The following is a 24583-nucleotide window of genomic DNA, read 5'->3' as shown; positions in this document are numbered from 1 at the left end:
CGTCCTGAACAACACTGATGTAATTTGCTTCCGTCGTGGTGAGGCTACCGCAGCGCAGGGCGCATTCCGAGCAACGCGCTGCCGACACGGACATGTGTCGCGCCGTGCCCGATCGCGCTTTCCAGGTCGCCGCTCATCCCCGCCGACAGCACCGTGGCGCCCGGATGGTCGGCCCGTAGCGCCGCCGCCACCTCGGCCAGCCGGGCGAACGCCCGGTCCGGCTCCCAGCCCAGCGGCGCCACCGCCATCAGGCCGGCCAGCCGCAGCCCGTCCGCGCCGGCCACCGCCGCAGCGACCGGGTCGAGCCCGCGCTGCGGATCGGCGGCGCCCGGCAGTGCCCCGCCCCGGGCCGGGTCGCCGTCGATGCTCACCTGCACCAGCACGTCCAGCGGCCGGTCCCGGACCGCGCCCGCGGCGGCGTCCAGCGCGGCGGCCAGCCGGACGCTGTCCACCGACTGGACCACGTCGGCGTACCGGACCACCGACCGGGCCTTGTTGCGCTGCAACTGGCCGATGAAGTGCCAGCGCGGCGCGGCGCCGGCGTCGGCGACCGCCTCCGCCTTCGGCGCCGCCTCCTGGTCGCGGTTCTCCCCGACGTCGGTCACGCCCAGCCCGGCCAGCGCCACCACGTCCGACGCCGGGTACGTCTTGGTCACCGCGACCAGGGTGACCGCGTCCCGCTGCCGCCCGGCCGCCGCGCAGGCGTCGGCGATGCGGGCCCGGACCCGGGCCAGCCCGGCCGCCAGCTCGGCGCGCCGCTCGGGCCGCACCGCCGTCTGTGACTCCGTCATCGGCGCGGCTCAGGACCCGTTCTTGAGGAAGTCGGGCACGTCGACGTCGTCGAAGAGCACCCGCCGCGACGGCTGCTGCGGCGCCGGCATGGTGGCCGGCGGGCTCACCGGCGCGTTCGGCTGGGCCGGCGGGTTCTGGTTGCTCTTGCGCGGCGGCTCGACCGCCTTGTACGCGGGCGCGCCCCCGTCGAAGCCCGCCGCGATCACGGTGACCCGCACCTCGTCACCGAGCGCGTCGTCGATGACCGCGCCGAAGATGATGTTCGCGTCCGGGTGGGCCGCGTCGGTGACCAGCTGCGCCGCGTCGTTGATCTCGAACAGGCCGAGGTCCGACCCGCCGGCGATGGACAGCAGCACACCGCGCGCGCCGTCCATGCTCTGCTCCAGCAGCGGGCTGGAGATGGCCGCCTCGGCCGCCTCGACGGCGCGGTTCTCGCCCCGGGCGCTGCCGATGCCCATGAGCGCGCTGCCCGCGCCGCTCATCACGCTCTTCACGTCGGCGAAGTCCAGGTTGATCAGACCCGGCGTGGTGATCAGGTCGGTGATGCCCTGGACACCGGAGAGAAGCACCTGGTCCGCCGTGCGGAACGCGTCCATCATGGAGATGTTGCGGTCACCGAGCGCGAGCAGCCGGTCGTTCGGGATCACGATGAGCGTGTCGCACTGGTTGCGCAGCTCCTCGATGCCCGCCTCGGCCTGGACCTGCCGGCGCTTGCCCTCGAACGAGAACGGCCGGGTCACCACGCCGATGGTGAGCGCGCCGAGCTTGCGGGCGATGTTCGCCACGACCGGCGCGCCGCCGGTGCCGGTGCCGCCGCCCTCGCCGCAGGTCACGAACACCATGTCGGCGCCCTTGAGGACCTCTTCGATCTCGTCGCGGTGGTCCTCGGCGGCGTTCTTGCCGACGTCCGGGTTGGCGCCCGCGCCCAGTCCCCGGGTCAGCTCCCGGCCCACGTCGAGCTTGACGTCGGCGTCGCTCATCAGCAACGCCTGCGCGTCGGTGTTGATCGCGATGAACTCGACGCCCTTGAGCCCAACCTCGATCATCCGGTTGACGGCGTTGACTCCGCCGCCCCCGATGCCGACGACCTTGATGACCGCCAGGTAGTTGTGCGGAGGTGTCATCTCCGGTCCTTTCCCTTCGAGATTGGCATGGGCCGACCCCACACGGCTTGGCCGGATCAGCGGCCTCCGACGGCTGAACCCTCACCCTCTACTAGAGGCTTAGAGTTATGTCAACCACTGATCTCTTCGGGGCAACGTATGCGCCGCCGCGCCAGGAGCCAAGGACCTGTTCCGGCGTGTCGCGACCGAGCGACAGGGGACACAGCGTCCGCTCGCTGAGCCGCGGGTCACTCGAACGTGACCACGTCCGGCGCGCTGACGTCGATCCGGTCCGCCTTGCGGCTCAGCAACGCGGTCGCCACGGTGGACTTGTCCGCGCCCCGGGAGGCGTCGCCCCAGAACACCTGACGCTCGCCGCGCAGCTGCAACGTGATCCGGGCCAGGCCGGCCACGTCCACCGCGACCAGCTCCGCGCGCAGCTTCTCCCCCAGCGCGGCGAGCACCGCCAGCCCGGCCCGCGTACCCGGATCGTCCGGGCCCGGCCGGGCCACCTTGACCAGCGGCAACCCGTCCGGCGCCCGGTCCAGGCGCTGGAAGACCACGCCCGAGCCGTCCACCACCACGAACCCGTCGCCCTGCGGCACCGCCGCCACCGCGGTGCGCTCCCGCACCCGGATCACCAGCGTGCCCGGCCACTCCCGCTCGACCGTGGCGCTGGCCACCGGCGGCAGCGTGCCGACCCGGCGGGCGGTCGCGGCCAGGTCCACCCGGGCCAGCGGCTCGTTGTCCGGCACCGCCGCGGCGTCGCGGATCTGCACCGGCGTGACCAGCCGCGCGCCGACCACCCGCACCTCGCGTACGCCGAACAGGCCGGTGCCGAGCACCGTCCACGCCACCAGGCCCACGACGGCGAGCACCGCGGCGGCGACCGCCCACGGCAGCGCGGCCCGCATCCGCCGCTGCCGGGCCCGGGCCATGAACCGGCGGGCCGACGGCGGCACGGCGTCCGCGTTGGCCCGCACGAGCTGCCAGCGCCGCACCGGGCTGCGCCGGCCACCTCCGCCGTCCGGGCCGGGGGTACGGCCGCGGGCCGGACCGGGACTCATCCGGCGGTGGCCGCCGCGCCGTCCGGGCCGACGCCGGCGTCCAGCCCCGTGCCGCCGGAGCGGGCCAGCAGGGCGTCGAGCAACTGGTCACCCATCAGCGAGATCGGCGGCGCGCCCATGGTCACCACCACGTCGCCGGCCCGGGCCCGGCGGGCCACCTCGGCCGGCACGTCGTCCCACGCCTCGACGAACACCTTGCGCTCGTCCGGCAGCGGCACGTCCTGGATCAGCGCGGCCGAGCCCTCGCCGGGGCGGCGCGTCTCGCCGGGGCCGAACACCTCCAGCAGCACCACCTCGTCGGCGATGCCGAGGGCGGCGGCGATCTCCGCCTGGTTGTCCCGGGTCCGGTAGAGCCGGTACGGCTGGAACACCACGATCAGCCGGCCGTCGCCGGCCACCTCGCGCAGCGTCTGCAGGGCCAATGTCATCGAGGTCGGGTGGTAGGCGTACTCGTCGTAGACCAGCACGCCGTCGGCGACGCCCTTGCGCTCGAAGCGGCGCCGCACGCCGGGGAACGCGCCGAGCGCGGCCTCCGCCGCCGGGACCGGCAGCTCCAGCAGGTACGCGGCGAGCACCGCGGCGGCGCTGTTGAGCGCCATGTGCCGCCCCGGTACGGGCAGCCGGAACTCGCCGAACGCCCGGCCCTCGATCTCGGCCTGGTAGCGCACCCCGTGCGCGGACGAGACGACGTCGCTCATCCGCAGGTCCGCGTCGGCGGACTCGCCGTACGTCCAGACCCGGCGGCCCTCGGCGCGCAGTGTCTCGGCCAGCCGCCGCCCGCCCGGGTCGTCGGCGCAGGTGACCACGAACCCCGCCGGGTCGGTGAGCCGGGCGAACTCGGCGAACGCCGCCTCCAGCGTGGCCAGGTCGCCGTAGGTGTTGAGGTGATCCGCCTCGATGTTCGTGATGATCGACACGAACGGGCGGTAGATGAGGAAGGAGCGGTCGCTCTCGTCCGCCTCGACCACGAAGTGCTCGCCGGTCCCGTGGTGCGCGCCGGAGCCGACCTCGGAGATCTCGCCGCCGATCACGAAGGACGGATCGGTGCCGGCCTGCTGGAGCACCATGGTGACCATCGAGGTGGTGGACGTCTTGCCGTGGGTGCCCGCCACCGCCACCGTACGGCGGCCGGTCATCGCCGCGGCGAGCGCCTCGGACCGGTGCAGCACCCGCAGGCCCCGCCGGCGCGCCTCCACCATCTCCAGGTGGTCCTGCGGGATCGCCGAGGAGTAGACGACCGTGTCCACGCCGTCGAGGTTGGACGCCTCGTGGGTGGAGTGGATGGTGCCGCCGAGCGCCCGCAGGCCGGCCAGCGACGGCCACTCCCGCAGCTCGCTGCCGGAGACCGGCAGACCCCGGGTGAGGAACAGCCGGGCCAGCCCGGCCATCCCGACCCCGCCCACGCCGATCAGATGGATCCGGCCCAGGTCCTCCGCCGTCATGGTGCCGGCGGGCGTGAACTGCGCGGTGTTCATCAGACGTACCTTCCCGTCGCGGTTTCCCTCATCAGCGGGCCACCGCCTCGTAGACGAAGTTCAGCAGCGCCACGTCGCCGTCGCGGCGGCCGTAGCCGGCTGCCGCCTGGCTCATCGCCCAGAGCCGCTGCGGGTCCCGGATCAGCGGGATCACCGTCCGCTCCACCCAGGCCGGGGTCATCTCGGCGTCGTCGACCAGCAGACCGCCGCCCGCCTCCACCACCGGCAGCGCGTTGCGCTTCTGCTCCTGGTTGCTGTGCGGGTAGGGCACGTAGACGGTGGGCAGTCCGATCGCGGCCACCTCGGCGCAGGTCATCGCGCCGCCCCGGGCCAGCATCAGATCGGCGGCGGCGTAGCCCAGCTCCATCTCGGACAGGTACGGCAGCGTGACGTACGGCACCGGCAGGTCGGTGGGCACCGAGACCGGCTCGTTGCGGGCGCCGATGACGTGCAGCACCTGCACGCCGTTGCGGGCCAGCTCCTTCGCCGCGCCGGACACGGCCAGGTTGATCGAGCGGGCGCCCTGCGAGCCACCGGCGACGAAGAGCACCGGCAGGTCGGGACGGAGTCCGAAGTGGGCGCGGGCGGCGTCACGCAGGGCGGCCCGGTCCAGCCCGGCGATGCCCCGGCGCAGCGGCACGCCCACCACCCGGGCGGCGATCAGCGCCTCGGCCTGGGCCGGCTGGTGCGGGAAACCCACCGCGACGTTCTTGGTGAACTTCATCCCGAGCCGGTTCGCCACGCCCGGCGGCACGTTCACCTCGTGGATGACGATCGGCAGCTCCCGCCGCCACGCGGCCAGGTAACCGGGCACCGAGACGTACCCGCCGAAGCCGACCACGGCGTCGGCCTGGACCTCGTCGATCACCTTGCCCGCGGCGCGGGCCGCCTTCCACATCCGGTCCGGGGTACGCACCAGGCTCATGTTCACCGACCGGGGAAGCTGGTACGCCGGGATCTGCCGCAGGTCGTAGCCGGCCGGCGGGATCAGCTCGTTCTCCAGCCCCTTCGGTGTGCCCAGACAGGTGATCCGGACGCTCGGGTCGTGTCGGCGCAGGCAGTCGGCGAAGGCGAGCAGCGGGTAGATGTGCCCGCCCGTACCCCCTCCGCAGAGCACCACCGAACGCAGCGGACCCATCAGCGTCTCCTCTCGCTCGCCGCGCCGGTGCGCGCCCGGTCGGACCGGGCGCCGCGGGGCGCGGCCTGATCGTCCTGCCGCCGCTGCCGGGACCGGGGCACGGACCCTCGGTCGGCCGGCGGCGACGCCGGCTTGCGGCGCCGGCCGGGAAGCGGCGGCAACGGGGCCCACACTAGTCGGACCCATCGGGCGGGCGGACGGGCATGCAGCGCTCGCGCGGCGTCCGGCTCGGCGCGGGCGAACGAGGCGAGCATGCCGACCGCGGCGAGCGTCACCACCAGGGCGCTGCCGCCGTCGGAGATGAACGGCAGCGGTACGCCGGTCAGCGGCAGCAGCCCGGTCACGCCACCGATGTTGATGACCGCCTGGCCGACCAGCCAGGCGGTCACGCCGGCGGCGGCGAGCCGGCGGAACGGGTCCTCGACCCGGCGGGCGATGCGCAGCCCGGTGTACGCGAGCACGGCGAACAGCACCAGGATCACGGTGCAGCCGACCACGCCCAGTTCCTCCGCGACGATGGCGAAGATGAAGTCGTTGTGCGCCTCGGGGAGCCAGTTCCACTTCAGCGAGCTCTGGCCCAGGCCGACGCCGAACCAGCCGCCGTTGCCGATCGCGTAGCGGGCCTGCACGAGCTGGTAGCAGTTCGGCAGCTCCTGCTCGAAACACGTGCGCGGGGAGGGCGGGTCGAGCCACATGGTGAGGCGGCCGAGCCGGTAGTTGTCGGCGCCCCGGGAGCCGGAGCCGGCGCCGAGCGAGGCCGCGGCCACCAGCAGGCCGATGCCGGCCAGGCCGATCGCGGTGAGCGCGGCGAAGACCCGGGTCCGTACGCCCGCCGCCCAGAGCATGCCGACCACGAGCGCGAGCAGGCACAGCATGCTGCCCAGGTCGTTGTAGCCGACCAGCACGAACAGCAGGCCCACCACCGGGAACAGCGGCGTGGCCAGTTCCTTCCACCAGCCCAGCACCGCGCCCTTGCGGGCCAGCACGTGCGCCGCCCACAGCACCAGCGCGAACTTCGCCACCTCGACCGGTTGCAGCGAGATCGGGCCGAGCGAGAGTGAGAGGAGTTCGGCCCGCAACGGCCCGATCGACGTCACCCCGAACAGCGAGCCCATCGCGACGAGCAGGTTGAGCAGGAGCAGCAGCGCGACCGCCACCCCCAGCGCCGGGCGGCTGACCGCCCGGAACGTGCGCGCGGGCAGCCGCTGGCAGGCCCAGAACGCGCCGATGCCGATCACCGCGAACACGGCCTGCTTGGTCAGCGACGCGGACGCGTCGCCGCCCTCGGCGAAGTCCTTCACGCTGGTCGCGGAGAAGACCATGGTGAGGCCGATCAGCAGCAGCAGTCCGACGCTGGACAGCAGCAGGTAGTACGAGGCCAGCGGCCGGGCCAGCAGGCCACGCAGCGCGGCCAGCCCACCGGCCGGATCCCAGCGCGCCGCCGGCGGTTCGGCCGGAGGCGTGGCCGCCGGCGCACGGCGGGCCGGCGGGTCGCTGGTCACCTGGATGTCTCGTCCCTCCCCCACAGGCCCATCATTGCCGCTCGCCCCGCCCGCCCGTGGCGCAACCGCCCGGTCGGCGTGTCGGATCTGAAGGAAGGGCCCCTTATTAACAGACGTCTGTTAATAAGGGGCCCTTCCTTACACCCGGGGGCGTCAGCTCACCGCGGCGAGGAACTCGCTGTAGAACAGGCCCAGCGCGATGGCCACGCCGATGCCGGCGATGATCCAGAACCGGACCACGATGTTGACCTCGCTCCAGCCGGCCAGCTCGAAGTGGTGCTGCAACGGCGACATCCGGAACACCCGCTTGCCGGTGGTACGGAACGAGATGATCTGGATGACCACCGACATCGTGATGATCACGAACAGGCCGCCCAGGATCGGCAGCAGCAGGATCGTGCGGGTGGACATCGCCATGCCGGCGATCAGGCCGCCCAGCCCGAGCGCGCCGGTGTCACCCATGAAGATCCGCGCCGGGGACGTGTTCCACCACAGGAAGCCCACGCAGGCGCCCGCCGCCGCGCCGGCGATCAGCGCGATCTCCAGCGGATCGCGCACGGTGTAGCAGTACGCCTCGGTGTAGTTCGGGTCGGCGCACCAGTGCCGGTACTGCCAGAACGCGATGAGCGCGTACGCCGCGAGCACCATCACCGAGGCGCCGGTGGCCAGGCCGTCCAGGCCGTCGGTGAGGTTGACGCCGTTGGTGGCCGCCATGACCACCATGATGATGACGATCACCGAGCCGATCTTGCCGATCTCCAGCGCCGGGATGTCCCGGATGAAGCTCAGCGTGGTGCTGGCCACCGTCTCGGTGTTCGTCGCGTTGCCGCCGGCGTCGGTCATGCTCGACGGGAAGTAGACCGCCACCGCGCCGAAGACCGCGCCGACCAGGATCTGCCCGGCCAGCTTGCCCCGCTTGTTGAGGCCGCCGCTGTGCCGCTTGCGCACCTTCAGGAAGTCGTCGATGAAGCCGACCGCGCCGGAGAACACCATCAGCCCCAGCAGCACCAGCGCCGTGATGGTCGGCTCGACCTGGGCGATCTGCGCGTCCGGCAGCGTGGTCAGGGCCAGGTGCCCGGCGACGTACGCGATGACAGTGGCCAGGATGAAGACCACGCCGCCCATTGTCGGCGTGCCCTTCTTGCCCTCGTTGCTGGCGAGCCCGAGGTTCGACCGGATCGGCTGGCCGGCCTTCAGCCGGGCGAACACCTTGATCGCGATCGGGGTGCAGAACAGCGAGATCAGGAACGCGACCCCGATGGCGACGATGACCGCCCTCATGCGGCGCCGCCCTCCGTCGCACCCTCGCGGGCGTCCGCGCGCAGCGCGTCGGCCACCTCCCAGGTCCGGTACCGGGAGCCCTTCACCAGCACCACGTCTCCCGGACGCAGCTCGCTCCGCAGCACCTCGACGGCCGCCGCCTGATCGCTGAGCAGCACCGACTCTCCTCCCCAATTGCCTACCGCTGTCGCGCCCTCGTGGATCGGCGCCGCCGGCTCGCCCACCACGAGCAGCCGGTCCACTCCCAGCTCGGCCGCGAGCCGGCCGACCTGCTGATGCCCCTGAAGTTCGAAGTCACCCAGCTCGGCCATGTAGCCGAGCACCGCGACCGTACGCCCCTCGCCGCGCATGCTGGCCAACGCCCGCAGCGCCACGCCGGTGGAGGCCGGGTTCGCGTTGTACGAGTCGTCGATCACGGTCACCCCGTCGGGGCGCTCGAAGACGTCCATCCGCCGGGTGGAGACCAGGCCCAGCTCGTTCAGCGCCGCCGCCAGGTCGGGCAGCGGCAGGCCCAGCTCCCGCCCGACCGCCGCCGCGGCGAGCGAGTTGGAGACCTGGTGCCGGCCGGTCAGCCCGAGCCGCACCGGCGCGCTCCCCTCCGGGGTGACAAGCGTGTACGAGGGCCGGCCCCGGCCGTCGAGCGTCACGTCCACGGCGCGCACGTCGGCGCGCTCCGACTCGCCGTACCGCACCACCCGGGCCTGCGTACGCGTCGACATCGCGTCCACCCGCGGGTCGTCGGCGTTGAGCACCGCCAGCCCGTCGGAGGGCAGCGCCTCGACCAGTTCCCCCTTGGCCAGCGCGATGGCCTCCACCGAGCCGAACTCGCCCAGGTGCGCCACGCCGACGTTGAGCACCACCGAGATCCGGGGCGGCACCACGTCGCACAGGTACCGGACGTGCCCCACCCCGCGGGCGCCCTTCTCCATCACCAGGAAGCGGGTCTCCGGGGTGGCCTGCAGCGCCGTGTACGGGTGCCCCAGCTCGTTGTTGAACGAGCCGGGCGGGGCCACCGTCGGGCCGAGCCGGACCGCGACCTGGGCGATCAGGTCCTTGGTGGTGGTCTTGCCGGACGAGCCGGTCAGCCCGATCACGGTCAGGCCGGGCAGCCGGTCGACGACGGCGCGGGCCAGCCGGCCCATCGCGTCGAGCGCGTCGCCGACGAGCACCATCGGCACGCCCGGCACCTCCCGGGTGCCGAGCACCGCCACCGCGCCCGAGGAGATCGCGCCGGCCGCGTAGTCGTGGCCGTCCACCCGCTCGCCGGGGAAGGCCACGAACAGGCCGCCCCGGCTCACCTTGCGGGAGTCGAACTCGACGGTGCCGGTGACCCGGGCGTCCGGGTCGGCGCCGACGAGCCGGCCGTCGACGGCGGTGGCCACCTCGGCCAGCGTCAGCGGGATCACCGCTGACCCACCAGGTCACCGAAGCGGGCGCGCAGCGCCGCCGCCAGCTCCACCCGGTCGTCGAACGGCAGCACCTCGCCGCCGATCTCCTGGCCGCGTTCCTGGCCCTTGCCCAGCACCGCCACCACGTCACCCGGTTCGGCCACCCGGACCGCCTCCTCGATCGCCGCCCGCCGCCCGGGCACCTCGATGACGCGGGCCGGGGTCGCGGCGGCGTACGCGCCGGCCAGCACCTCGGCCCGGATCGCGGCCGGGTCCTCGGTCCGCGGGTTGTCGTCGGTCACCAGCACCACGTCGGCGCCGCGCGCGGCCACGCCGCCCATCACCGGCCGCTTGCCCCGGTCCCGGTCGCCGCCGGCGCCCAGCACGCAGATCAGCCGGCCGCCGGTCAGGTCGCGCAGCGCGGTCAGCACCGCCTCGATCGCGTTGGCCTTGTGCGCGTAGTCGACCACCCCGCGTACCGGGGCGTCGCCGCTGACCAGTTCCAGCCGCCCGGGCACGCCGCCGCAGGCGGCCACGCCGCGCGCCGCGGTCTCCGCGTCCACCCCGACGGCGACCAGGAGCGCGACGGCCAGCAGCGCGTTCGCCACGTTGTGCCGGCCGGGCAGCGCCACGCCGGTGGGCAGCGCGAGCCCGTCCGGCCCGTGCAGGGTGAAGCGCTGCGCGTACCCCTCGCCGTCGATGCCCTCGGCCCACCAGGTGGCGTCCGGGTCGCCGGCCGCCGAGTAGGTGACCGTGCCCGGCTTGTACAGCGGGCGCAGCGCCGGGTCGTCGTGGTTGAGCACCTCGACCCGGCAGCGGCCGTCGAACAGCCGGGCCTTGGCCGCGAAGTAGTCCGCCTCGTCGGCGTGGAAGTCCAGGTGGTCGGAGCCGAAGTTGGTGTAGCCGCCGACGTCGAAGCGGTCGCCGCCGACGCGGCCCATCGCCAGGGCGTGGCTGGACACCTCCATGACCACGGTGTCCACCCCGTGCTCGCGGGCCACCGCGAGCATGGCGTGCAGGTCGGTGGCCTCCGGGGTGGTCCGGACGCTGTCGATCACCAGGTCGCCGAGGCGGGTCTCCACGGTGCCGATCAGGCCGGTGACGCGCCCGGCGGCGCGCAGCCCGGACTCGACCAGGTAGCTGGTGGACGTCTTGCCGGCGGTGCCGGTCACGCCGATCACGGTCAGGCCGGCGGTCGGGTCGCCGTAGACCGTCGCGGCCACCTCGCCGAGCGCCTCGCGCGGGTCGTCGACGACGAGCACGGGCAGGCCGGCGCCGGCGGCCAGCGCCACGCCGGCCGGGTCGGTGAGCAGGGCCACCGCGCCCGCCTCGGCGGCGGCGGCGGCGAACTCCGCGCCGTGGCGCCGCGCGCCGGGCAGGGCCGCGTACAGGTCGCCGGGGCGGACCTCCTGGCTGGCGTGGGTCACGCCGGTGACAGCCACCTCGGCGGCCCCCTCCGGCGGAGTCACCGCCACGCGGGCGGCGAGGTCGCCGAGCCGTACGGGACGCACGGTGGCGGGACGTGGATTGCCGGGCACGGCGTCAGACCCTACCCGGTCGTCCGGTTCCGACCGCACAGCCGCCCCGGTGGTTCGTCGCCACTCACCGATGATGTCCCGCCGTCCCGGCTCAGCGCGGAAAGACCTCGAACTTCGGGGACTTGTTGGTCAGCGACGGCGGCACCCGGTAGTGGCGGAGAGTGAAGCCCATCATCTCCCGGAACGCGGGCGCGGCCACCGCGCCGCCACCGCCGCCGGGGCTCCACACGAAGACCGCCACCACGTACCGGGGGTTCTCCGCCGGGGCCATGCCGATGAACGAGCCGACCTCACCGGGCTGCTGCTTGCCGTTGTCGTAGCGCAGCCCGGTGCCGGTCTTGCCGGCCACCCGGTAGCCGGGCACAGCGGCGGCCAGCCCGGTGGCCTGCCCCTCCGGGCCGTCGACGGTGGTGACCGCCTCCATCATCCGGCGCAGCGCGGCCGCGTTCGCGGGGCTGAGCACGGACCGGGTGGTCGGCGTCGCGGCGGGGCTGCGTGTGCCGTCCGCGCCGATCGTCTCCTTGACCAGGTGCGGCTGCACGTACGTGCCGTTGTTGGCGATGGCCGCGTACGCGGCGGCCATCTGCAGCGGCGTGGCGTCCACGCTGTGCCCGATCGGCACCGACCCGTACGCCGAGCCGCTCCACTGGTCCGGCGGGAGCAGCCGGCCGGCCGCCTCACCCGGCATGCCCTCGCCTGTCACCTGGCCCAGCCCGAACCGCTTCTGGTAGTCGAAGAGCCGTTCCTTGCCCAGCTTCTCGCCGATCTCGATCGTGCCGACGTTCGACGAGAAGGCGAGCATGCCGGGGATGCTCATGGTGCGGCCGTCGACCGGGTGGGTGTCGCGGAAGGTGACCCCGCCCCGCTCGATGGTGTTGGCGACCGGGAACGCGGTGTCCGGGGTGATCACGCCCTCCTGGAGCGCCGCGCCGAACGTGATCGCCTTGTGGATCGAGCCCGGGTCGACCACGAACGTGGTGGCCGCGTCGTCCCGGTCCGACGGCGAGGTGACCTTGGTGGGGTTGGCCGCGTCGTACGTCGGCTGGCTCGCCTGGGCCAGCACCTCGCCGCTGGGGATCTCGATGATCACCGCGGCGCCGACGCTGCCCTTCACCTTCTCCGTCTGCTTCGCCAGGATCCGCTGCGTCATGAACTGCAGGTCCCGGTCGACAGTGAGTTGCAGCGAGCTGCCCGGCTTCGGCTGGGTGGTCCGGCTGTAGCCGCCCGGGATGGGCGCGGCCAGGTCACCCTGGCCCACCTCGTAGGTCCGCTTGCCGGCCTGTCCCCGCAGCACGTCGTCGTACCTGGCCTCCAGCCCCTCCAGGCCGTTCATGTCCTGGCCGACGAAGCCGAGCAGGTTCGCGGCCAGGTCTCCGCCGGGCACCTCGCGCCGCTCGTCCCGGTGCACGTTGATGCCGGCCAGGTCGAGCGCCATGATCCGCTTCGCGGTGCCGATCTCGACGCCCCGGGCCAGGTAGACGAACTGCAACGGGGTGTCGGTGCCGGGCAGGTTGCGCTCGCGCATCTTCTCGGCCAGGTCCGAGGCGGGCACGCCGAGCAACGGGGACAGCGCCCGTGCGGTGGCGGCGCGGTCCTTGACCCGGGTCGGGTCGGCGAACACGTACCGGGCCTCCACACTGTGCGCCAGCGGCTCACCGTTGCGGTCGAGGATCGCCCCGCGCGGGGCCGGCAGCTCGACCACGGCGAGCCGGTTGGGCAGGCCGCCGTCGGCGTACGCCGGGGTGTCGACGGTCTGGAGGTAGACCAGCCGCACGCCGATGCTGGCGAACAACGTCAGCGCCAGCAGCGTGCCGAGGCGCAGCCGCCGGCGCGGATCGCCCAGCCGCGGGGGCCGGCGCGGCTTGCGGACCGGTCGGCGCGGCTGGGCGGCGGGACGGCGCGGCTGGGACCGGCGGCGCGGCGGCGGCGCGTCCTCCTCGTCGTCGAACGGCTCCCGCACCGGCCGGGACGAGACGGTCCGCACCACGCCGGCCCGGCCGCCCGCGGCGGTGGCCCGGCGGCCGGTCCGGGCGCCGTCGCCCGTGGGCTCGCGCGTGCCGGCACGCCCGGCCCGGCCGCCGTCGAGCACCTGCAACGCGGGCCGGAACGGGTCGCCGGACCGGGTGCTGCGGGGGGTACGCCGTTGCTCGGCGCCGCCGCCCTCGCGCACGGTCCGTCCGCGTGGGGTGTACGCCCGGGCGTCGGAGATCCCGCCGAGACCCGGCTCGCGCGGCTCCGACCCCCGCGACGATCCGCGCCGGGAGCCCGTGGCGTCCCGGCGCGGATCCTCCGATCTCGGCGGCACCGCTCAGCCTCCGTTGCCCTGCTGGCTGGTGACCGACGGGGCGCCCTGGGCGGGGTGCGGCACCCCGATGGTCTGCCCGTCCGGCAGCCGGATGTAGGCCGGGTCCTCGGACTCGACCAGGCCCAGCTTGCGGGCGTTGGCGGTCAGGTTGCCGGGTGCCTTCTGGTTGGCGATCTCCTTCTTGAGCTCCTGCTCGTCCACGTCGAGCTTGGCCTGCTGCTGCTGGAGCCTCTCCAGCTTGAAGGCGTTCTCATTGATCTTGGTGTTGACGGCCAGGATGCCCAGCACCCCACCGACCACGAGAACCAGGATCAGTGCGACGAAAGGCGCCCGGGGCACCCGGATCGGCGCCGGCGGGGCGACCCGCAGGCGCGGCGCCGGCGTGCCGGTGACCCGGGTCCGCTCGGCCGGCCGCAGAGCGGCGCTGCCCTGCGTCGGGAACTCGCGCGCCCCCCGGGCGCGAGTGCCCTCCCGGCGGTCGGTCGCCGTCGTGGCCCGCGTGGTGCGCTGCGCCGCGGTCCGGCCCCCCGACCGCGGTGCGCGCTGCCCGACGGCTCCCCGGCCGTCGCGCTTCTCGACGTTCATGTCCCCTCCCCCTCTTCGTCCGTCCCGATCCCGTCCCCCGGAGCCGACGCGGGGTCCGTCCCGGACCCCGGTGACCCCGTCCCCGGTTGGTGCATCGCCTTCACCCGGCGGCGGTACCGTTCGCGGTCGGTACGCCCCTGCCGGGCCGCCTCCGGGTCGAGCCGTTCCGCTGCCCGCAGCCGCACCGAGGCGGCGCGCGGGTTCGCGGCCACCTCCGCCTCCCCGGGCAGCTCGGCGCCCCGGCTCAACAGCCGGAACGTCGGGCCCGACCCGGGCAGTTCGACCGGGAGGTCGACCGGGCCCTTGCTGCGGACCCGGTCGGCGAGCGCGTGCTTGGTGAGCCGGTCCTCCAGCGAGTGGTAGGACAGGACCACCATGCGGCCGCCCACTGTGAGCTTGTCCAGAGCGGCCGGCAGCGCTGTCTCCAGCGCTGCCAGTTCTCTGTTTACCTCGATCCGTAAAGCCTGAAACGTTCTCTTTGCCGGGTGTCCGCCAGTTCGTCGGGCTGGCGCCGGAATGCTCTCCCGGACCAGCTCGGCCAGCCGGGCCGACGACGTGATCCGGGCCCGCTCCCGTTCCCGGATGATCGCCGAGGCGATCTTCCCGGCGAACTTCTCCTCGCCGTACACCCGCAGCAGGCGGGCCAGGTCCGGGTGGGAGTAGGTGTTGACCACCTCCTCGGCGGTCACCCCCCGGGTCTGGTCCATCCGCATGTCCAGCGGCGCGTCCTGCGCGTACGCGAACCCGCGGTCGGGCGCGTCCAGTTGCAGCGACGAGACGCCCAGGTCGAACAGCACCCCGTCGATCGCCGGGTAACCGAGCCGGTCGAGCACCTCGGGCAGCTCGTCGTAGACGGCGTGCTCCAGGTGGATCCGGTCGGCGAACCGGGCCAGGCGGACCCGCGCGTGGGCGAGCGCCTCGGTGTCCCGGTCCAGGCCGATCAGCACCGTGTCCGGATGCGCCGTGAGCACCGCCTCGGCGTGCCCGGCCAGGCCGAGCGTGGCGTCGACGTGGACGGTGCGACCGGGCCGGCCCAGTGCGGGGGCCAGCAGCTCGAGACACCGCTCGAGCAGCACCGGCACGTGCGTGCCGCGTAGCTCCCCCATCTCGACCCCCACCCCGTTCGCCAACCGTTCCGTCACGTGTCCGTCGTCGCCACGACGCCTCGCCATACCGCCAGATCCCCATCCGCTCCCGCCCGCCGGAGGCCGCGGCCCTCCGTGTCGGATCGTGCGCCTGGCACCGGGGAAGGGGTGCCAGGAACTCGAAAGCGGCTGGAGATCTCGCAGTACGTCGGGCGCCGTCACGCCCTACAGACCGCCGGGCAGCACCCCCTCCTCGATGTCGGCGAAGTCGTCTTCGCTCTCCGCGAGGTAGGCCTCCCAGGCCGCCTTGTCCCAGATCTCCACCCGGGTGCTCGCTCCGATCACGACCAGATCCCGGTCCAGTGCCGCGTACGACCGCAGGTGGCCGGGTATGGTGACCCGCCCCTGCTTGTCCGGCACCTCGTCGTGCGCGCTGGCGAAGAAGACCCGGCTGTAGGCCCGGGCCGCCTTGCTCGTCATCGGCTGCGCGCGCAACTGGTCGGCGATCCGCTGGAACTCGGGCATCGGGAAGACGTAGAGGCAGCGCTCCTGCCCTTTGGTGATCACGACACCCCCCGCCAGTTCGTCCCGGAACTTCGCCGGCAGGATCAACCGGCCTTTGTCGTCCAGGCGCGGAGTGTGGGTGCCGAGAAACATCGGCCCAACCCCCTCGCCCTGAGCGGCGTTCGCGGCGCCGCTGACCCCCCGGGCCGGTGTGGCCCTCCCGGCCTCACCATCGCGCCCCACTCTACTCCACTTCCCTCCACCTGCAACCAGAATCGCCCGCGCGGCGTGGCGTTTCCGCGCGCAAAACCGCACGTCAACGCGGGTGGGGCGGAGTGGAGGGGGTGGGGCGCGCCCGGCACCGTCCGCTACCCGACATCGACCGACGCCGTCCGGCCCCGCGCGCTCCACCCGTCCGCCGGAACGTCCCCGGCCGAACGGTTCGCCGTCGGCGGCGATCTGGTGGAGGTGGCGGTCCGGTAACCTCGCTCGCGTGACGGACGCGAAGATGCCCTTGCGGGCAAAGGTGGCCAGCTCCGTGTCGCGCACCGCCGCGGCGCTGTCGCGGGCCGCGGGCCGTGGCGACGGCTCGGTGATCGGCGGCTGGATCGGCCTCAAGATCGACCCGGACCTGCTCGCCCACCTCTCGGCCGGGCGCGCCATCGCCCTGGTGTCCGGCACCAACGGCAAGACCACCACCACCCGGCTCACCACCGCCGCGGTCGGCGTGCTGGGCCGGGTCGCCACCAACTCCTTCGGCGCGAACATGCCCACCGGGCACACCTCGGCGCTCGCCAAGGCCGGCAGCACGCCGTACGCGGTGCTGGAGGTGGACGAGCACTACCTCGCCCAGGTGCTGGAGGCGACCGAGCCGCACGTGGTGGCGCTGCTCAACCTCTCCCGCGACCAGCTCGACCGCGCCAAGGAGGTCGCCATGATGGCGCAGCTCTGGCGCGCCGCCCTGGTCCGGCACCCGCGGGTACGGGTGGTCGCCAACGCCGACGACCCGATGGTGGTGTGGGCCGCCACCCCGCCGGCCGACCCGGCCCAGGGCCACGTGCCGCCGCACGTCACCTGGTTCAGCGCCGGGCAGCGCTGGCACGACGACTCCTGGGTCTGCCCCGAGTGCGGCTCCACCATCCAGCGCTCCGGCGAGCAGTGGTGGTGCACCGGCTGCCCGCTGCGCCGCCCCGAGCCGAACTGGACGGTCGAGGACGACGGCGTGCTCGACCCCACCGGCGCCTGGCACAAGATCCAGCTTCAGCTCCCCGGCAAGGTCAACCTCGGCAACGCGGCCACCGCCCTGGCCGTCGCCGCCGAGTTCGGCGTACGCCCGGTGGACGCGGTCTCCCGGCTCGGCACCGTCACCTCGGTGGCCGGGCGCTACGCCCAGGTGAACCGCGACGGGCGCAACATCCGGCTGCTGCTGGCGAAGAACCCGGCGAGCTGGCTGGAGGCGTTCGACATGGCCGACGTCGCGCCGACACTGCTGTCCATCAACGCCCGCGACCCCGACGGGCTGGACACGTCCTGGCTGTTCGACGTGGACTTCTCCCCGCTGACCGGCCGGCAGGTGCTGATCACCGGCGACCGGGCGTACGACCTGGCGGTGCGGCTCGAGGTCAACGGCGTGCCGTTCCAGCACGTCCGCAGCTTCGACGAGGCGGTCCGCGCGGTGCCGCCGGGCCGGCTGGAGGTCATCGCCAACTACACCGCCTTCCAGGACATCCGAGCGGAGCTGGACCGTGTCAACTGAGAGCCTGCGCATCGTCTGGATCTATCCCGACCTGCTGTCCACCTACGGCGACCGGGGCAACGCGCTGATCCTGGCCCGCCGGGCCCAGCTGCGCGGCATGCCGGTCGAGGTGCTGGAGGTCCGCTCCGACCAGCGGCTGCCCGCCACCGCCGACATCTACCTGCTCGGCGGCGGCGAGGACGGCCCGCAGGCGCTCGGCGCCCAGCGCCTGATCGCCGACGGCGGCCTGCACCGGGCGGTGGCCCAGGGCTCGGTGGTGTTCGGCGTCTGCGCCGGCTACCAGTTGCTCGGCACCTCCTTCTTCGCCAAGGGCACCCAGTGCGCCGGCCTGGAGCTGCTCGACCTCTCCTCCGACCGCGGCCCCACCCGGGCCGTCGGCGAGCTGGCCGGCGAGGTCGACCCGCGGCTGGGCATCCCGCACCTGTCCGGGTTCGAGAACCACGGCGGCCGTACCCACCTCGGCCCCGGCGTGTCCCCGCTGGCCCGGGTCACCACGGGCGTCGGCAACGACGGCGCCACCGAGGGCGCGTGGCGGGGCAAGCTGCTCGGCACCTACTCGCACGGCCCGGCGCTGGCGCGCAACCCCGACCTGGCCGACCTGCTGCTGCGCTGGGCGACCGGCATCCACCAGCTTCCGCCGCTCGACGACACCTGGGCCGACCGGCTCCGCTCCGAACGCCGCACCGCGGTGGCCGCCGCCCCGAGGCCGTGACCGACGCCGCCCGGCCGGGGCGGCGACCGGTGGCCCGCCGGCTCGCCGGGTTGCTGCGGCAGCCCTCGGCGCGCCGGTTCGGGCTGCTCCTGCTGCTGCTCGCCGGGTTCGGCGTGACGCTGCTGCTGGTGCCGCGGCCGGATCCGGCCGACCTGCCCCGGCTCGCCGACTCGCTCGGCGGCTACGGCCCGCCCGCGGCGGTTCTCGGCGGCGCGCTGCTGCTGGTGGCTCTGGTGCCGCGCACGTTCGTCACGCTGGCCGCGGGCGCGATCTTCGGCCCGGTGCAGGGCGCCGCGTACGCGCTCGGCGCGGCGCTGCTGGCGGCGGCCCTCGGCTTCACGGTGGGGCGGGTGCTCGGGCGCGACTTCGTCGCCGAGCGGGTACGCGGCCGGCTGGCCCGCCTCGACGGCTGGTTCGCCCGGCAGAGCGTCTTCGGCGTGATCACCGTCCGGCTGCTGCCGATCGCCGGGTTCGGCCTGGTCAGCTACGGCTACGGCACCACCGCCGCCCGGGTGGGGCCGTTCCTGGCCGGCAGCGTGATCGCCTCCGCCCCCACCGCGATCGGTTACGCGGCGATCGGCGCGGCGGTGACCAGTCCCGGTTCGATCAACTGGTACGCGGCCGCGCCGGCGAGCCTCGGCCTGATCGCCAGCGTGCTAATCGTCCACCGCTGGTGGCGGGCCGGACGGCGACGCCGCGCGACCTGACCGGCGGGTGGGCGTGTCCCGCGTGTGGACACGCCCACCCGCCGGGTCAGACGACGACCGAGACCATCCGGCCCTTCACCACGATCACCTTGCGCGGCTCCTTGCCGGCCAGGGTGCCGGCCACCGCCTCCAGCGCCGCCGCGCGGACCGTCTCCTCGGACGCGTCGGCGGGCACCTCGATCCGGCCCCGGACCTTGCCGTTGACCTGCACCGGGTAGGTGACCGACTCGGCCACCAGCAGGGCCGGGTCGGCGACCGGGAAGTCCGCGTACGCCAGCGAGTGCTCGTGACCCAGCTTGCGCCACAGCTCCTCCGCCATGTGCGGGGCGAACGGGGCGACCATCAGCACCAGCGGCTCGGCCACCTCACGCGGCGTCTCCGCCAGCCGGGTCAGGCCGTTCGTCAGCTCGATCAGCTTGGCGATGGCGGTGTTGAACCGGATCCCGTCCATGTCGGCGCGGACCCCGTCGATCGCCTTGTGCAGCAGCCGCCGGGTCGCCTCGTCGGCCGGCGCGTCGGTGACCCGCAGCTCACCGGTCTGCTCGTCGACGACGGTGCGCCAGACCCGCTGCAGGAACCGGTACGAGCCGACGACCGCCCGGGTCTCCCACGGGCGGGACACCTCCAGCGGGCCCATCGACATCTCGTACACCCGGAACGTGTCCGCGCCGTACGCCGCGCACATGTCGTCCGGGGTGACGACGTTCTTCAGCGACTTGCCCATCTTGCCGTACTCGCGCCGGACCTCGGTCTCGCCGTGGAACCAGCGGCCGTCGACCTCGACGACCTCCTCGGCGGGCACGTACGCGCCGCGCGGGTCGACGAACGCGTACGCCTGGATCATGCCCTGGTTGAACAGGCGGCGGAACGGCTCGAACGACGAGACGTGGCCCAGGTCGTACAGCACCTTGTGCCAGAAGCGCGCGTACAGCAGGTGCAGCACGGCGTGCTCGGCGCCGCCGACGTACAGGTCGGTGCCGCCGCAGTCACCCGGACGCTGCGGGCCCATCCAGTACGCCTCGTTCTCCGGGTCGGCGAAGCGCTGCGAGTCGGTCGGGTCCAGGTAGCGCAGCTCGTACCAGCAGGAGCCGGCCCACTGCGGCATCACGTTGGTCTCGCGGGTGTAGCGCTTGGGCCCGTCACCCAGGTCCAGCACCACCTCGACCCAGTCGCGCCGCCGCGACAGCGGGGTCTCCGGGTTGCTGTCGGCGTCGTCGGCGTCGAACGTCTTCGGCGAGAAGTCCTCCACCTCGGGCAGCTCGACCGGCAGCATCGACTCGGGCAGCGCGATCGGCGCGCCGGTCTCGTCGTACACGATCGGGAACGGCTCGCCCCAGTAACGCTGCCGGGAGAACAGCCAGTCGCGCAGCCGCCAGGTGACCGCGCCGGCGCCGTGTCCGTTCGCCTCCAGCCACTCGATGATCCGCGCCTTGGCCTCGGTGACGCCCAGGCCGTCCAGGTCGATGCCGCGCTCCGGCGCGGCGCTGTTGATCGCCGGGCCGTCCCCGGTGTACGCCTTGCCGGCGAAGCCCTCCGGCGGCTGCACGGTCCGCACGATCGGCAGCTCGAAGACCTCGGCGAAGTCCCAGTCCCGCTCGTCCTGCGCGGGCACCGCCATGATCGCGCCGGTGCCGTACCCGGCCAGCACGTAGTCGGCGATGAAGATCGGGATCTGCCCGCCGGTCACCGGGTTGGTCGCGTAGGCGCCGACGAAGACGCCGGTCTTCTCCTTGCTGTCCGCCTGCCGCTCCATGTCCGTCTTGGCCGCGGCGGCCTTCCGGTACGCCTCGACGGCCTCACGCGGGCTCGCGTGCCCGCCGGTCCAGGCGTCCTTCGTCCCCTCCGGCCAGGCGGCCGGCGTCAGCACGTCGACCAGCTCGTGCTCGGGGGCCAGCACCATGTAGGTGGCGCCGAAGACGGTGTCCGGCCGGGTCGTGAACACCCGCACCGGCGCGGCGGCGGTCGGGAAGTCGATGTGCGCGCCGGTCGACCGGCCGATCCAGTTGCGCTGCTGCAGCTTGATCGGCTCCGGCCAGTCCAGTGTGTCCAGGTCCTCCAGCAGCCGGTCCCCGTACGCGGTGATCCGCATCATCCACTGCTTCAGGTTGCGCTTGAAGACCGGGAAGTTGCCGCGCTCGGAGCGGCCGTCGGCGGTGACCTCCTCGTTGGCCAGCACGGTGCCCAGGCCCGGGCACCAGTTGACCGGCGCCTCCGAGACGTACGCCAGGCGGTGGTCGTCGACGACGCGCCGCCGCTCCCCCACGGACAGCTCGGCCCACGGCCGCCCGTCCGGGGTGGCGCGGGTGCCGCCCTCGAACTCGGCGATCAGCTCGGCGATCGGCCGGGCCCTGCGCGCGTCCGTGTCGTACCAGGAGTTGAAGACCTGCAGGAAGATCCACTGCGTCCAGCGGTAGAAGTCGGTGTCGATGGTCGCCACCGACCGCCGCTCGTCGTGGCCCAGCCCCAGCCGGCGCAGCTGCGCCCGGTACCGCTCGATGTTCGCCTCGGTGGTGGTGCGGGGGTGGGTGCCGGTCTGCACCGCGTACTGCTCGGCGGGCAGGCCGAACGCGTCGAAGCCCATCGCGTGCAGCACGTTGCGCCCGGCCATCCGCTGGTAGCGGGCGTAGCAGTCGGTGCCGATGTAGCCCAGCGGGTGGCCGACGTGCAGGCCGGCGCCGGAGGGGTACGGGAACATGTCCAGCACGTACAGCTTCTCGGCGCCCGCGCGCGGATGACCCGGGTCGGCCAGCGGGCCGGTCGGGTTCGGCGCGTGGAAGGTGCCGTCCCGCTCCCAGGTGTCCTGCCAGCGGTGTTCGATCTCGTCGGCCAGTGCGGCGGTGTACCGGAACGGGGGAATGTCGGTCGCCGGTGCGGCTGCCTCACTCATGGCGTCTCCTCGGCGCGGATCGGGCGATTCGAAAAAATTGTGGGCGGTCTGCTGCGGGCACAAAAAAGCCCCTCGCGCAGGAGGGGCGGCCGTGCTGTCGCGCATTCAGCGCATCAACACGGCTCGGTAAGAAGCAGGAAGAACCCGGCCATGCAGGCAGTGTACCTCGCAGCCCTCGGCGGCGGCGCGCCCGTTCCGCCCGGGGCGGCCGGTCCCCCGGTCCGGCGAATATTCCGGGCGTAACCGACCGACCACCTGCGGGAGTCGGCAGTAACGACAAACATGGTTAGCCTGAGAGGCCAGTGAGATTACTGCGGCAGACGTGGCTCGGCGTCGCGAACCCAACGGCGGGTCCAGGTGCTCTATAAAGAGCTGCCGTCCAGGCGACGAGGAGGAGGCCCGTGACACAACAGACCTGGGACGAGGTGGGCGGTCTGCTGCCGCACGACGAGTTCCGCGCCGCCAGCGAGGCCATCGTGGCCAACATCGAGCAGGTCATCGAGGGCAAGACCGCCACCGTCCGGCTCGCCCTGGCGGTGCTGCTGGCCGAGGGCCACCTGCTCATCGAGGACGTGCCCGGCGTCGGCAAGACCAAGCTCGCCAAGGCGATGGCCCGGTCCATCGACTGCTCGGTCCGGCGGATCCAGTTCACCCCCGACCTGCTTCCCAGCGACGTCACCGGCGTGAGCGTCTACAACCAGGAGACGCACGACTTCGAGTTCCGCCCCGGCGCGGTCTTCGCCAACCTGGTGGTCGGCGACGAGATCAACCGGGCCTCGCCGAAGACCCAGTCGGCGCTGCTGGAGTGCATGGAGGAGCGCCAGGTCACCGTCGACGGCGTCACCTACCAGCTGCAGACGCCGTTCATGGTGATCGCGACGCAGAACCCGATCGAGATGGAGGGCACGTACCCGCTGCCCGAGGCGCAGCGCGACCGGTTCACCGCCCGCATCGCCATGGGCTACCCGGACCCGCGCGCCGAGCTGGCCATGCTCGACGGGCACGGCGCCACCGACCCGCTGTCGGGGCTGCGGCCGGTCTCCGACGCGGCCACCGTCCGCCGGCTGATCGGTCACGTCCGGCAGGTGCACGTCGCCGACGCGGTCAAGCAGTACGCGATCGACCTGGTCACCGCCACCCGGGAGGCGCCGGACCTGCGCCTGGGCGCGTCCCCGCGGGCCACGCTCCAGCTGCTGCGCACCGCCCGCGCGGTGGCCGCCCTGGAGGGCCGCGACTACGTGCTGCCGGACGACCTTCAGGTCCTCGCGGTGCCGGTGCTGGCGCACCGGATCATCCCGACCGCCGACGCCCAGCTGGCCCGGCGCACCACCGACGCGATCGTCTCCGAGCTGGTGCACCGCCTGCCGCTCCCGCACGACCGGCAGCGTTCGCCGTACGACACCCGCCCCGGCGGCGGCAACAACGGCCGCGGGCCGTACGAGCCGCGGAGGCCGTGACGTGCGCGACGGCCTGCGTGGGCTGACCACCCGCGGCCGCTCCTTCCTGGCGGCCGCGGTGGCCGCGGCGATCTCCGCCGGCATCCTGGGCGAGAAGGACCTGCTCCGGGTGGCGGTCCTGCTCGCCGTCCTGCCGCTGCTGGCCGCCGCGTACGTCGGGCGCAGCCGGTACAAGCTGGCCTGCAACAGGTCGCTGGAGCCGCACCGGGTGCCGGTCGGGGCCAGCTCCCGCGTGGTGCTGCGGTTGCAGAACCTGTCCCGGCTGCCCACCGGCACGCTGCTGCTGGAGGACCGCCTGCCGTACGCGCTGGGCAGCCGCCCCCGGGTGGTGCTGGAGCGGCTCGGCGCGCACCAGGCCAGCTCCGTGGCGTACACCGTCCGGGCGGACGTGCGCGGCCGCTACGAGGTGGGCCCGCTGGTGATCCGGCTGACCGACCCGTTCGGGCTGTGCGAGCTGACCCGCTCGTTCCCCAGCACCGACCACCTCACGGTGATCCCGCAGGTCACTCCGTTGCCGTCGGTGCGGCTACCAGGCGAGTACGCCGGCAGCGGCGACAGCCGGGCCCGCTCGGTAGCGGTACACGGCGAGGACGACGCCGCCACCCGGGAGTACCGGATGGGCGACGACCTGCGCCGCGTGCACTGGAAGTCCACCGCCCGCACCGGCGAGCTGATGGTGCGCCGCGAGGAGCAGCCGTGGGAGAGCCGCGCCACCGTCGTGCTGGACACGCGCGCCGCCGGGCACCGGGGCGAGGGGCCGACGGCGAGCTTCGAGTGGGCGGTCTCGGCGGCCGCCAGCATCGCCGTGCACCTGCGCCAGGCCGGCTACAAGCTGCGCCTGGTCACCGGCAACGGCGCCGACGTCGCGGCGACCGAGGCCGGCGGTGAGGGCCTGCTCCTGGACCAGCTCGCCGACGTGCACCTGGACCGGCGCGGCGAGATCACCACGCTGGTGCAGCAGGTCCGGCAGCGGGCCGACGGCGGCCTGATCATCGCGTTGCTCGGCACGCTCGGCGCCGCCGAGGCGGAGCTGCTGGCCGGTTTGCGCGGCAACGGCGCGACCTGTGTGGCGTTCCTGCTCGACAGCAACACCTGGCTGAACCTGCCGCCGAAGGCCCGCACCGAGGCGGAACGGGCGCACGGCGCCGCCGCGCTCGCGCTGCTGCAGAGCGGCTGGCGGGTCATCGGGGTGGAGCACGGCAGCCGTCTGCCGGTGCTGTGGCCGCAGGCCGGGCGCGGATCGCAGGGATTCGCGCTGCGGGCGGCCCTGGCCGAGCCGGTCGCCGGAGGCATGCGATGAC

19 protein-coding genes are annotated in these 24583 nt (G+C 73.7%); 5 read left to right on the top strand and 14 right to left on the bottom strand.

From position 1 onward, the window contains the following. Nucleotides 1-44 precede the first annotated feature (44 nt). The 13 genes from BAW75_RS04765 to mraZ all read right to left on the bottom strand — a co-directional run bounded on the left by BAW75_RS04765 (nucleotide 45) and on the right by mraZ (nucleotide 15916). Entirely contained in the window at nucleotides 45-791 is a 747-nt protein-coding gene (locus BAW75_RS04765; RefSeq protein WP_030500247.1) for a YggS family pyridoxal phosphate-dependent enzyme, read from the bottom strand. A gap of 9 nt (nucleotides 792-800) precedes the next feature. Next, complete coding sequence (gene ftsZ, locus BAW75_RS04760) at nucleotides 801-1916, bottom strand: cell division protein FtsZ (RefSeq protein ID WP_030500246.1); 1116 nt, start codon at nucleotides 1914-1916, stop codon at nucleotides 801-803. Between the two features lie 227 nt (nucleotides 1917-2143). After that, the gene (locus tag BAW75_RS04755; RefSeq protein ID WP_069089027.1) at nucleotides 2144-2962 is read right to left on the bottom strand and encodes a cell division protein FtsQ/DivIB; all 819 of its coding nucleotides are present in this window, start codon (nucleotides 2960-2962) and stop codon (nucleotides 2144-2146) included. Then, nucleotides 2959-4437, bottom strand: coding sequence for a UDP-N-acetylmuramate--L-alanine ligase (gene murC / locus BAW75_RS04750; protein WP_064445228.1), 1479 nt, complete (start codon nucleotides 4435-4437; stop codon nucleotides 2959-2961). Before murC ends, BAW75_RS04755 begins: the two co-directional genes overlap by 4 nt. Before the next feature lie 31 nt (nucleotides 4438-4468). Continuing rightward, nucleotides 4469-5575, bottom strand: coding sequence for an undecaprenyldiphospho-muramoylpentapeptide beta-N-acetylglucosaminyltransferase (gene murG / locus BAW75_RS04745; protein WP_104112768.1), 1107 nt, complete (start codon nucleotides 5573-5575; stop codon nucleotides 4469-4471). Next, nucleotides 5575-6990, bottom strand: coding sequence for an FtsW/RodA/SpoVE family cell cycle protein (locus BAW75_RS04740; RefSeq protein WP_176722845.1), 1416 nt, complete (start codon nucleotides 6988-6990; stop codon nucleotides 5575-5577). Before BAW75_RS04740 ends, murG begins: the two co-directional genes overlap by 1 nt. 240 nt (nucleotides 6991-7230) lie before the next feature. Further along, the gene (mraY, locus tag BAW75_RS04735; RefSeq protein WP_043329473.1) at nucleotides 7231-8358 is read right to left on the bottom strand and encodes a phospho-N-acetylmuramoyl-pentapeptide-transferase; all 1128 of its coding nucleotides are present in this window, start codon (nucleotides 8356-8358) and stop codon (nucleotides 7231-7233) included. Continuing rightward, nucleotides 8355-9764, bottom strand: a complete 1410-nt coding sequence (locus tag BAW75_RS04730; protein WP_043329471.1) for a UDP-N-acetylmuramoyl-tripeptide--D-alanyl-D-alanine ligase — start codon at nucleotides 9762-9764, stop codon at nucleotides 8355-8357. The genes mraY and BAW75_RS04730 overlap by 4 nt, the downstream gene beginning before the upstream one ends. After that, on the bottom strand, nucleotides 9761-11323 hold the full coding sequence (locus tag BAW75_RS04725) for a UDP-N-acetylmuramoyl-L-alanyl-D-glutamate--2,6-diaminopimelate ligase (RefSeq protein WP_208635187.1): 1563 nt from the start codon (nucleotides 11321-11323) through the stop codon (nucleotides 9761-9763). Before BAW75_RS04725 ends, BAW75_RS04730 begins: the two co-directional genes overlap by 4 nt. A gap of 52 nt (nucleotides 11324-11375) precedes the next feature. After that, on the bottom strand, nucleotides 11376-13589 hold the full coding sequence (locus BAW75_RS04720) for a peptidoglycan D,D-transpeptidase FtsI family protein (protein ID WP_064445225.1): 2214 nt from the start codon (nucleotides 13587-13589) through the stop codon (nucleotides 11376-11378). A gap of 3 nt (nucleotides 13590-13592) precedes the next feature. Further along, complete coding sequence (ftsL, locus tag BAW75_RS04715; protein ID WP_104112767.1) at nucleotides 13593-14174, bottom strand: cell division protein FtsL; 582 nt, start codon at nucleotides 14172-14174, stop codon at nucleotides 13593-13595. Further along, nucleotides 14171-15280 (bottom strand): 16S rRNA (cytosine(1402)-N(4))-methyltransferase RsmH, encoded by a 1110-nt coding sequence (rsmH, locus tag BAW75_RS04710; protein ID WP_043331095.1) that lies wholly within the window; start codon nucleotides 15278-15280, stop codon nucleotides 14171-14173. Before rsmH ends, ftsL begins: the two co-directional genes overlap by 4 nt. A 204-nt stretch (nucleotides 15281-15484) precedes the next feature. Continuing rightward, a complete protein-coding gene (mraZ, locus tag BAW75_RS04705) occupies nucleotides 15485-15916 on the bottom strand; it encodes a division/cell wall cluster transcriptional repressor MraZ (RefSeq protein ID WP_013287610.1) in 432 nt (143 codons plus the stop codon). Between the two features lie 355 nt (nucleotides 15917-16271). Here mraZ and BAW75_RS04700 point away from each other — a divergent pair, with 355 nt between their 5' ends. Genes BAW75_RS04700 through BAW75_RS04690 form a run of 3 tightly spaced genes read left to right on the top strand, consistent with a single transcriptional unit; the run spans nucleotide 16272 to nucleotide 18938 of the window. Further along, nucleotides 16272-17519: a MurT ligase domain-containing protein gene (locus BAW75_RS04700; RefSeq protein ID WP_064446416.1), complete on the top strand. Its 1248-nt coding sequence runs from the start codon at nucleotides 16272-16274 to the stop codon at nucleotides 17517-17519. Then, on the top strand, nucleotides 17509-18231 hold the full coding sequence (locus BAW75_RS04695) for a type 1 glutamine amidotransferase (RefSeq protein WP_043329464.1): 723 nt from the start codon (nucleotides 17509-17511) through the stop codon (nucleotides 18229-18231). The genes BAW75_RS04700 and BAW75_RS04695 overlap by 11 nt, the downstream gene beginning before the upstream one ends. 29 nt (nucleotides 18232-18260) lie before the next feature. Further along, nucleotides 18261-18938 (top strand): TVP38/TMEM64 family protein, encoded by a 678-nt coding sequence (locus BAW75_RS04690; RefSeq protein WP_420914983.1) that lies wholly within the window; start codon nucleotides 18261-18263, stop codon nucleotides 18936-18938. 46 nt (nucleotides 18939-18984) lie between these two features. On the opposite strand, the gene leuS is transcribed toward BAW75_RS04690, so the two are convergent. After that, nucleotides 18985-21825: a leucine--tRNA ligase gene (gene leuS / locus BAW75_RS04685; RefSeq protein WP_104112765.1), complete on the bottom strand. Its 2841-nt coding sequence runs from the start codon at nucleotides 21823-21825 to the stop codon at nucleotides 18985-18987. A gap of 401 nt (nucleotides 21826-22226) precedes the next feature. Here leuS and BAW75_RS04680 point away from each other — a divergent pair, with 401 nt between their 5' ends. Both BAW75_RS04680 and BAW75_RS04675 read left to right on the top strand, forming a co-directional pair. Next, the gene (locus BAW75_RS04680; protein ID WP_043329458.1) at nucleotides 22227-23282 is read left to right on the top strand and encodes an AAA family ATPase; all 1056 of its coding nucleotides are present in this window, start codon (nucleotides 22227-22229) and stop codon (nucleotides 23280-23282) included. A 1-nt stretch (nucleotide 23283) separates the two neighbouring features. After that, entirely contained in the window at nucleotides 23284-24582 is a 1299-nt protein-coding gene (locus tag BAW75_RS04675) for a DUF58 domain-containing protein (protein ID WP_104112764.1), read from the top strand. The last annotated feature ends 1 nt before the right edge of the window (nucleotide 24583 follow it).

The organism is Micromonospora chalcea, from assembly GCF_002926165.1.
Lineage (GTDB): Bacteria > Actinomycetota > Actinomycetes > Mycobacteriales > Micromonosporaceae > Micromonospora > Micromonospora chalcea.
This window is presented reverse-complemented; position numbering and strand designations above follow the sequence as displayed.

What these genes read in the sequence shown, in the direction of transcription:
- rsmH (WP_043331095.1), bottom strand. Translation starts at nt 15,280, where the DNA reads ATGGGGGAGCTACGCGGCACGCACGTGCCGGTGCTGCTCGAGCGGTGT.
- murC (WP_064445228.1), bottom strand. Translation starts at nt 4,437, where the DNA reads ATGAACACCGCGCAGTTCACGCCCGCCGGCACCATGACGGCGGAGGAC.
- ftsZ (WP_030500246.1), bottom strand. Translation starts at nt 1,916, where the DNA reads ATGACACCTCCGCACAACTACCTGGCGGTCATCAAGGTCGTCGGCATC.
- BAW75_RS04700 (WP_064446416.1), top strand. Translation starts at nt 16,272, where the DNA reads ATGCCCTTGCGGGCAAAGGTGGCCAGCTCCGTGTCGCGCACCGCCGCG.
- murG (WP_104112768.1), bottom strand. Translation starts at nt 5,575, where the DNA reads ATGGGTCCGCTGCGTTCGGTGGTGCTCTGCGGAGGGGGTACGGGCGGG.
- leuS (WP_104112765.1), bottom strand. Translation starts at nt 21,825, where the DNA reads ATGAGTGAGGCAGCCGCACCGGCGACCGACATTCCCCCGTTCCGGTAC.
- BAW75_RS04755 (WP_069089027.1), bottom strand. Translation starts at nt 2,962, where the DNA reads ATGAGTCCCGGTCCGGCCCGCGGCCGTACCCCCGGCCCGGACGGCGGA.
- BAW75_RS04765 (WP_030500247.1), bottom strand. Translation starts at nt 791, where the DNA reads ATGACGGAGTCACAGACGGCGGTGCGGCCCGAGCGGCGCGCCGAGCTG.
- mraZ (WP_013287610.1), bottom strand. Translation starts at nt 15,916, where the DNA reads ATGTTTCTCGGCACCCACACTCCGCGCCTGGACGACAAAGGCCGGTTG.
- ftsL (WP_104112767.1), bottom strand. Translation starts at nt 14,174, where the DNA reads ATGAACGTCGAGAAGCGCGACGGCCGGGGAGCCGTCGGGCAGCGCGCA.
- mraY (WP_043329473.1), bottom strand. Translation starts at nt 8,358, where the DNA reads ATGAGGGCGGTCATCGTCGCCATCGGGGTCGCGTTCCTGATCTCGCTG.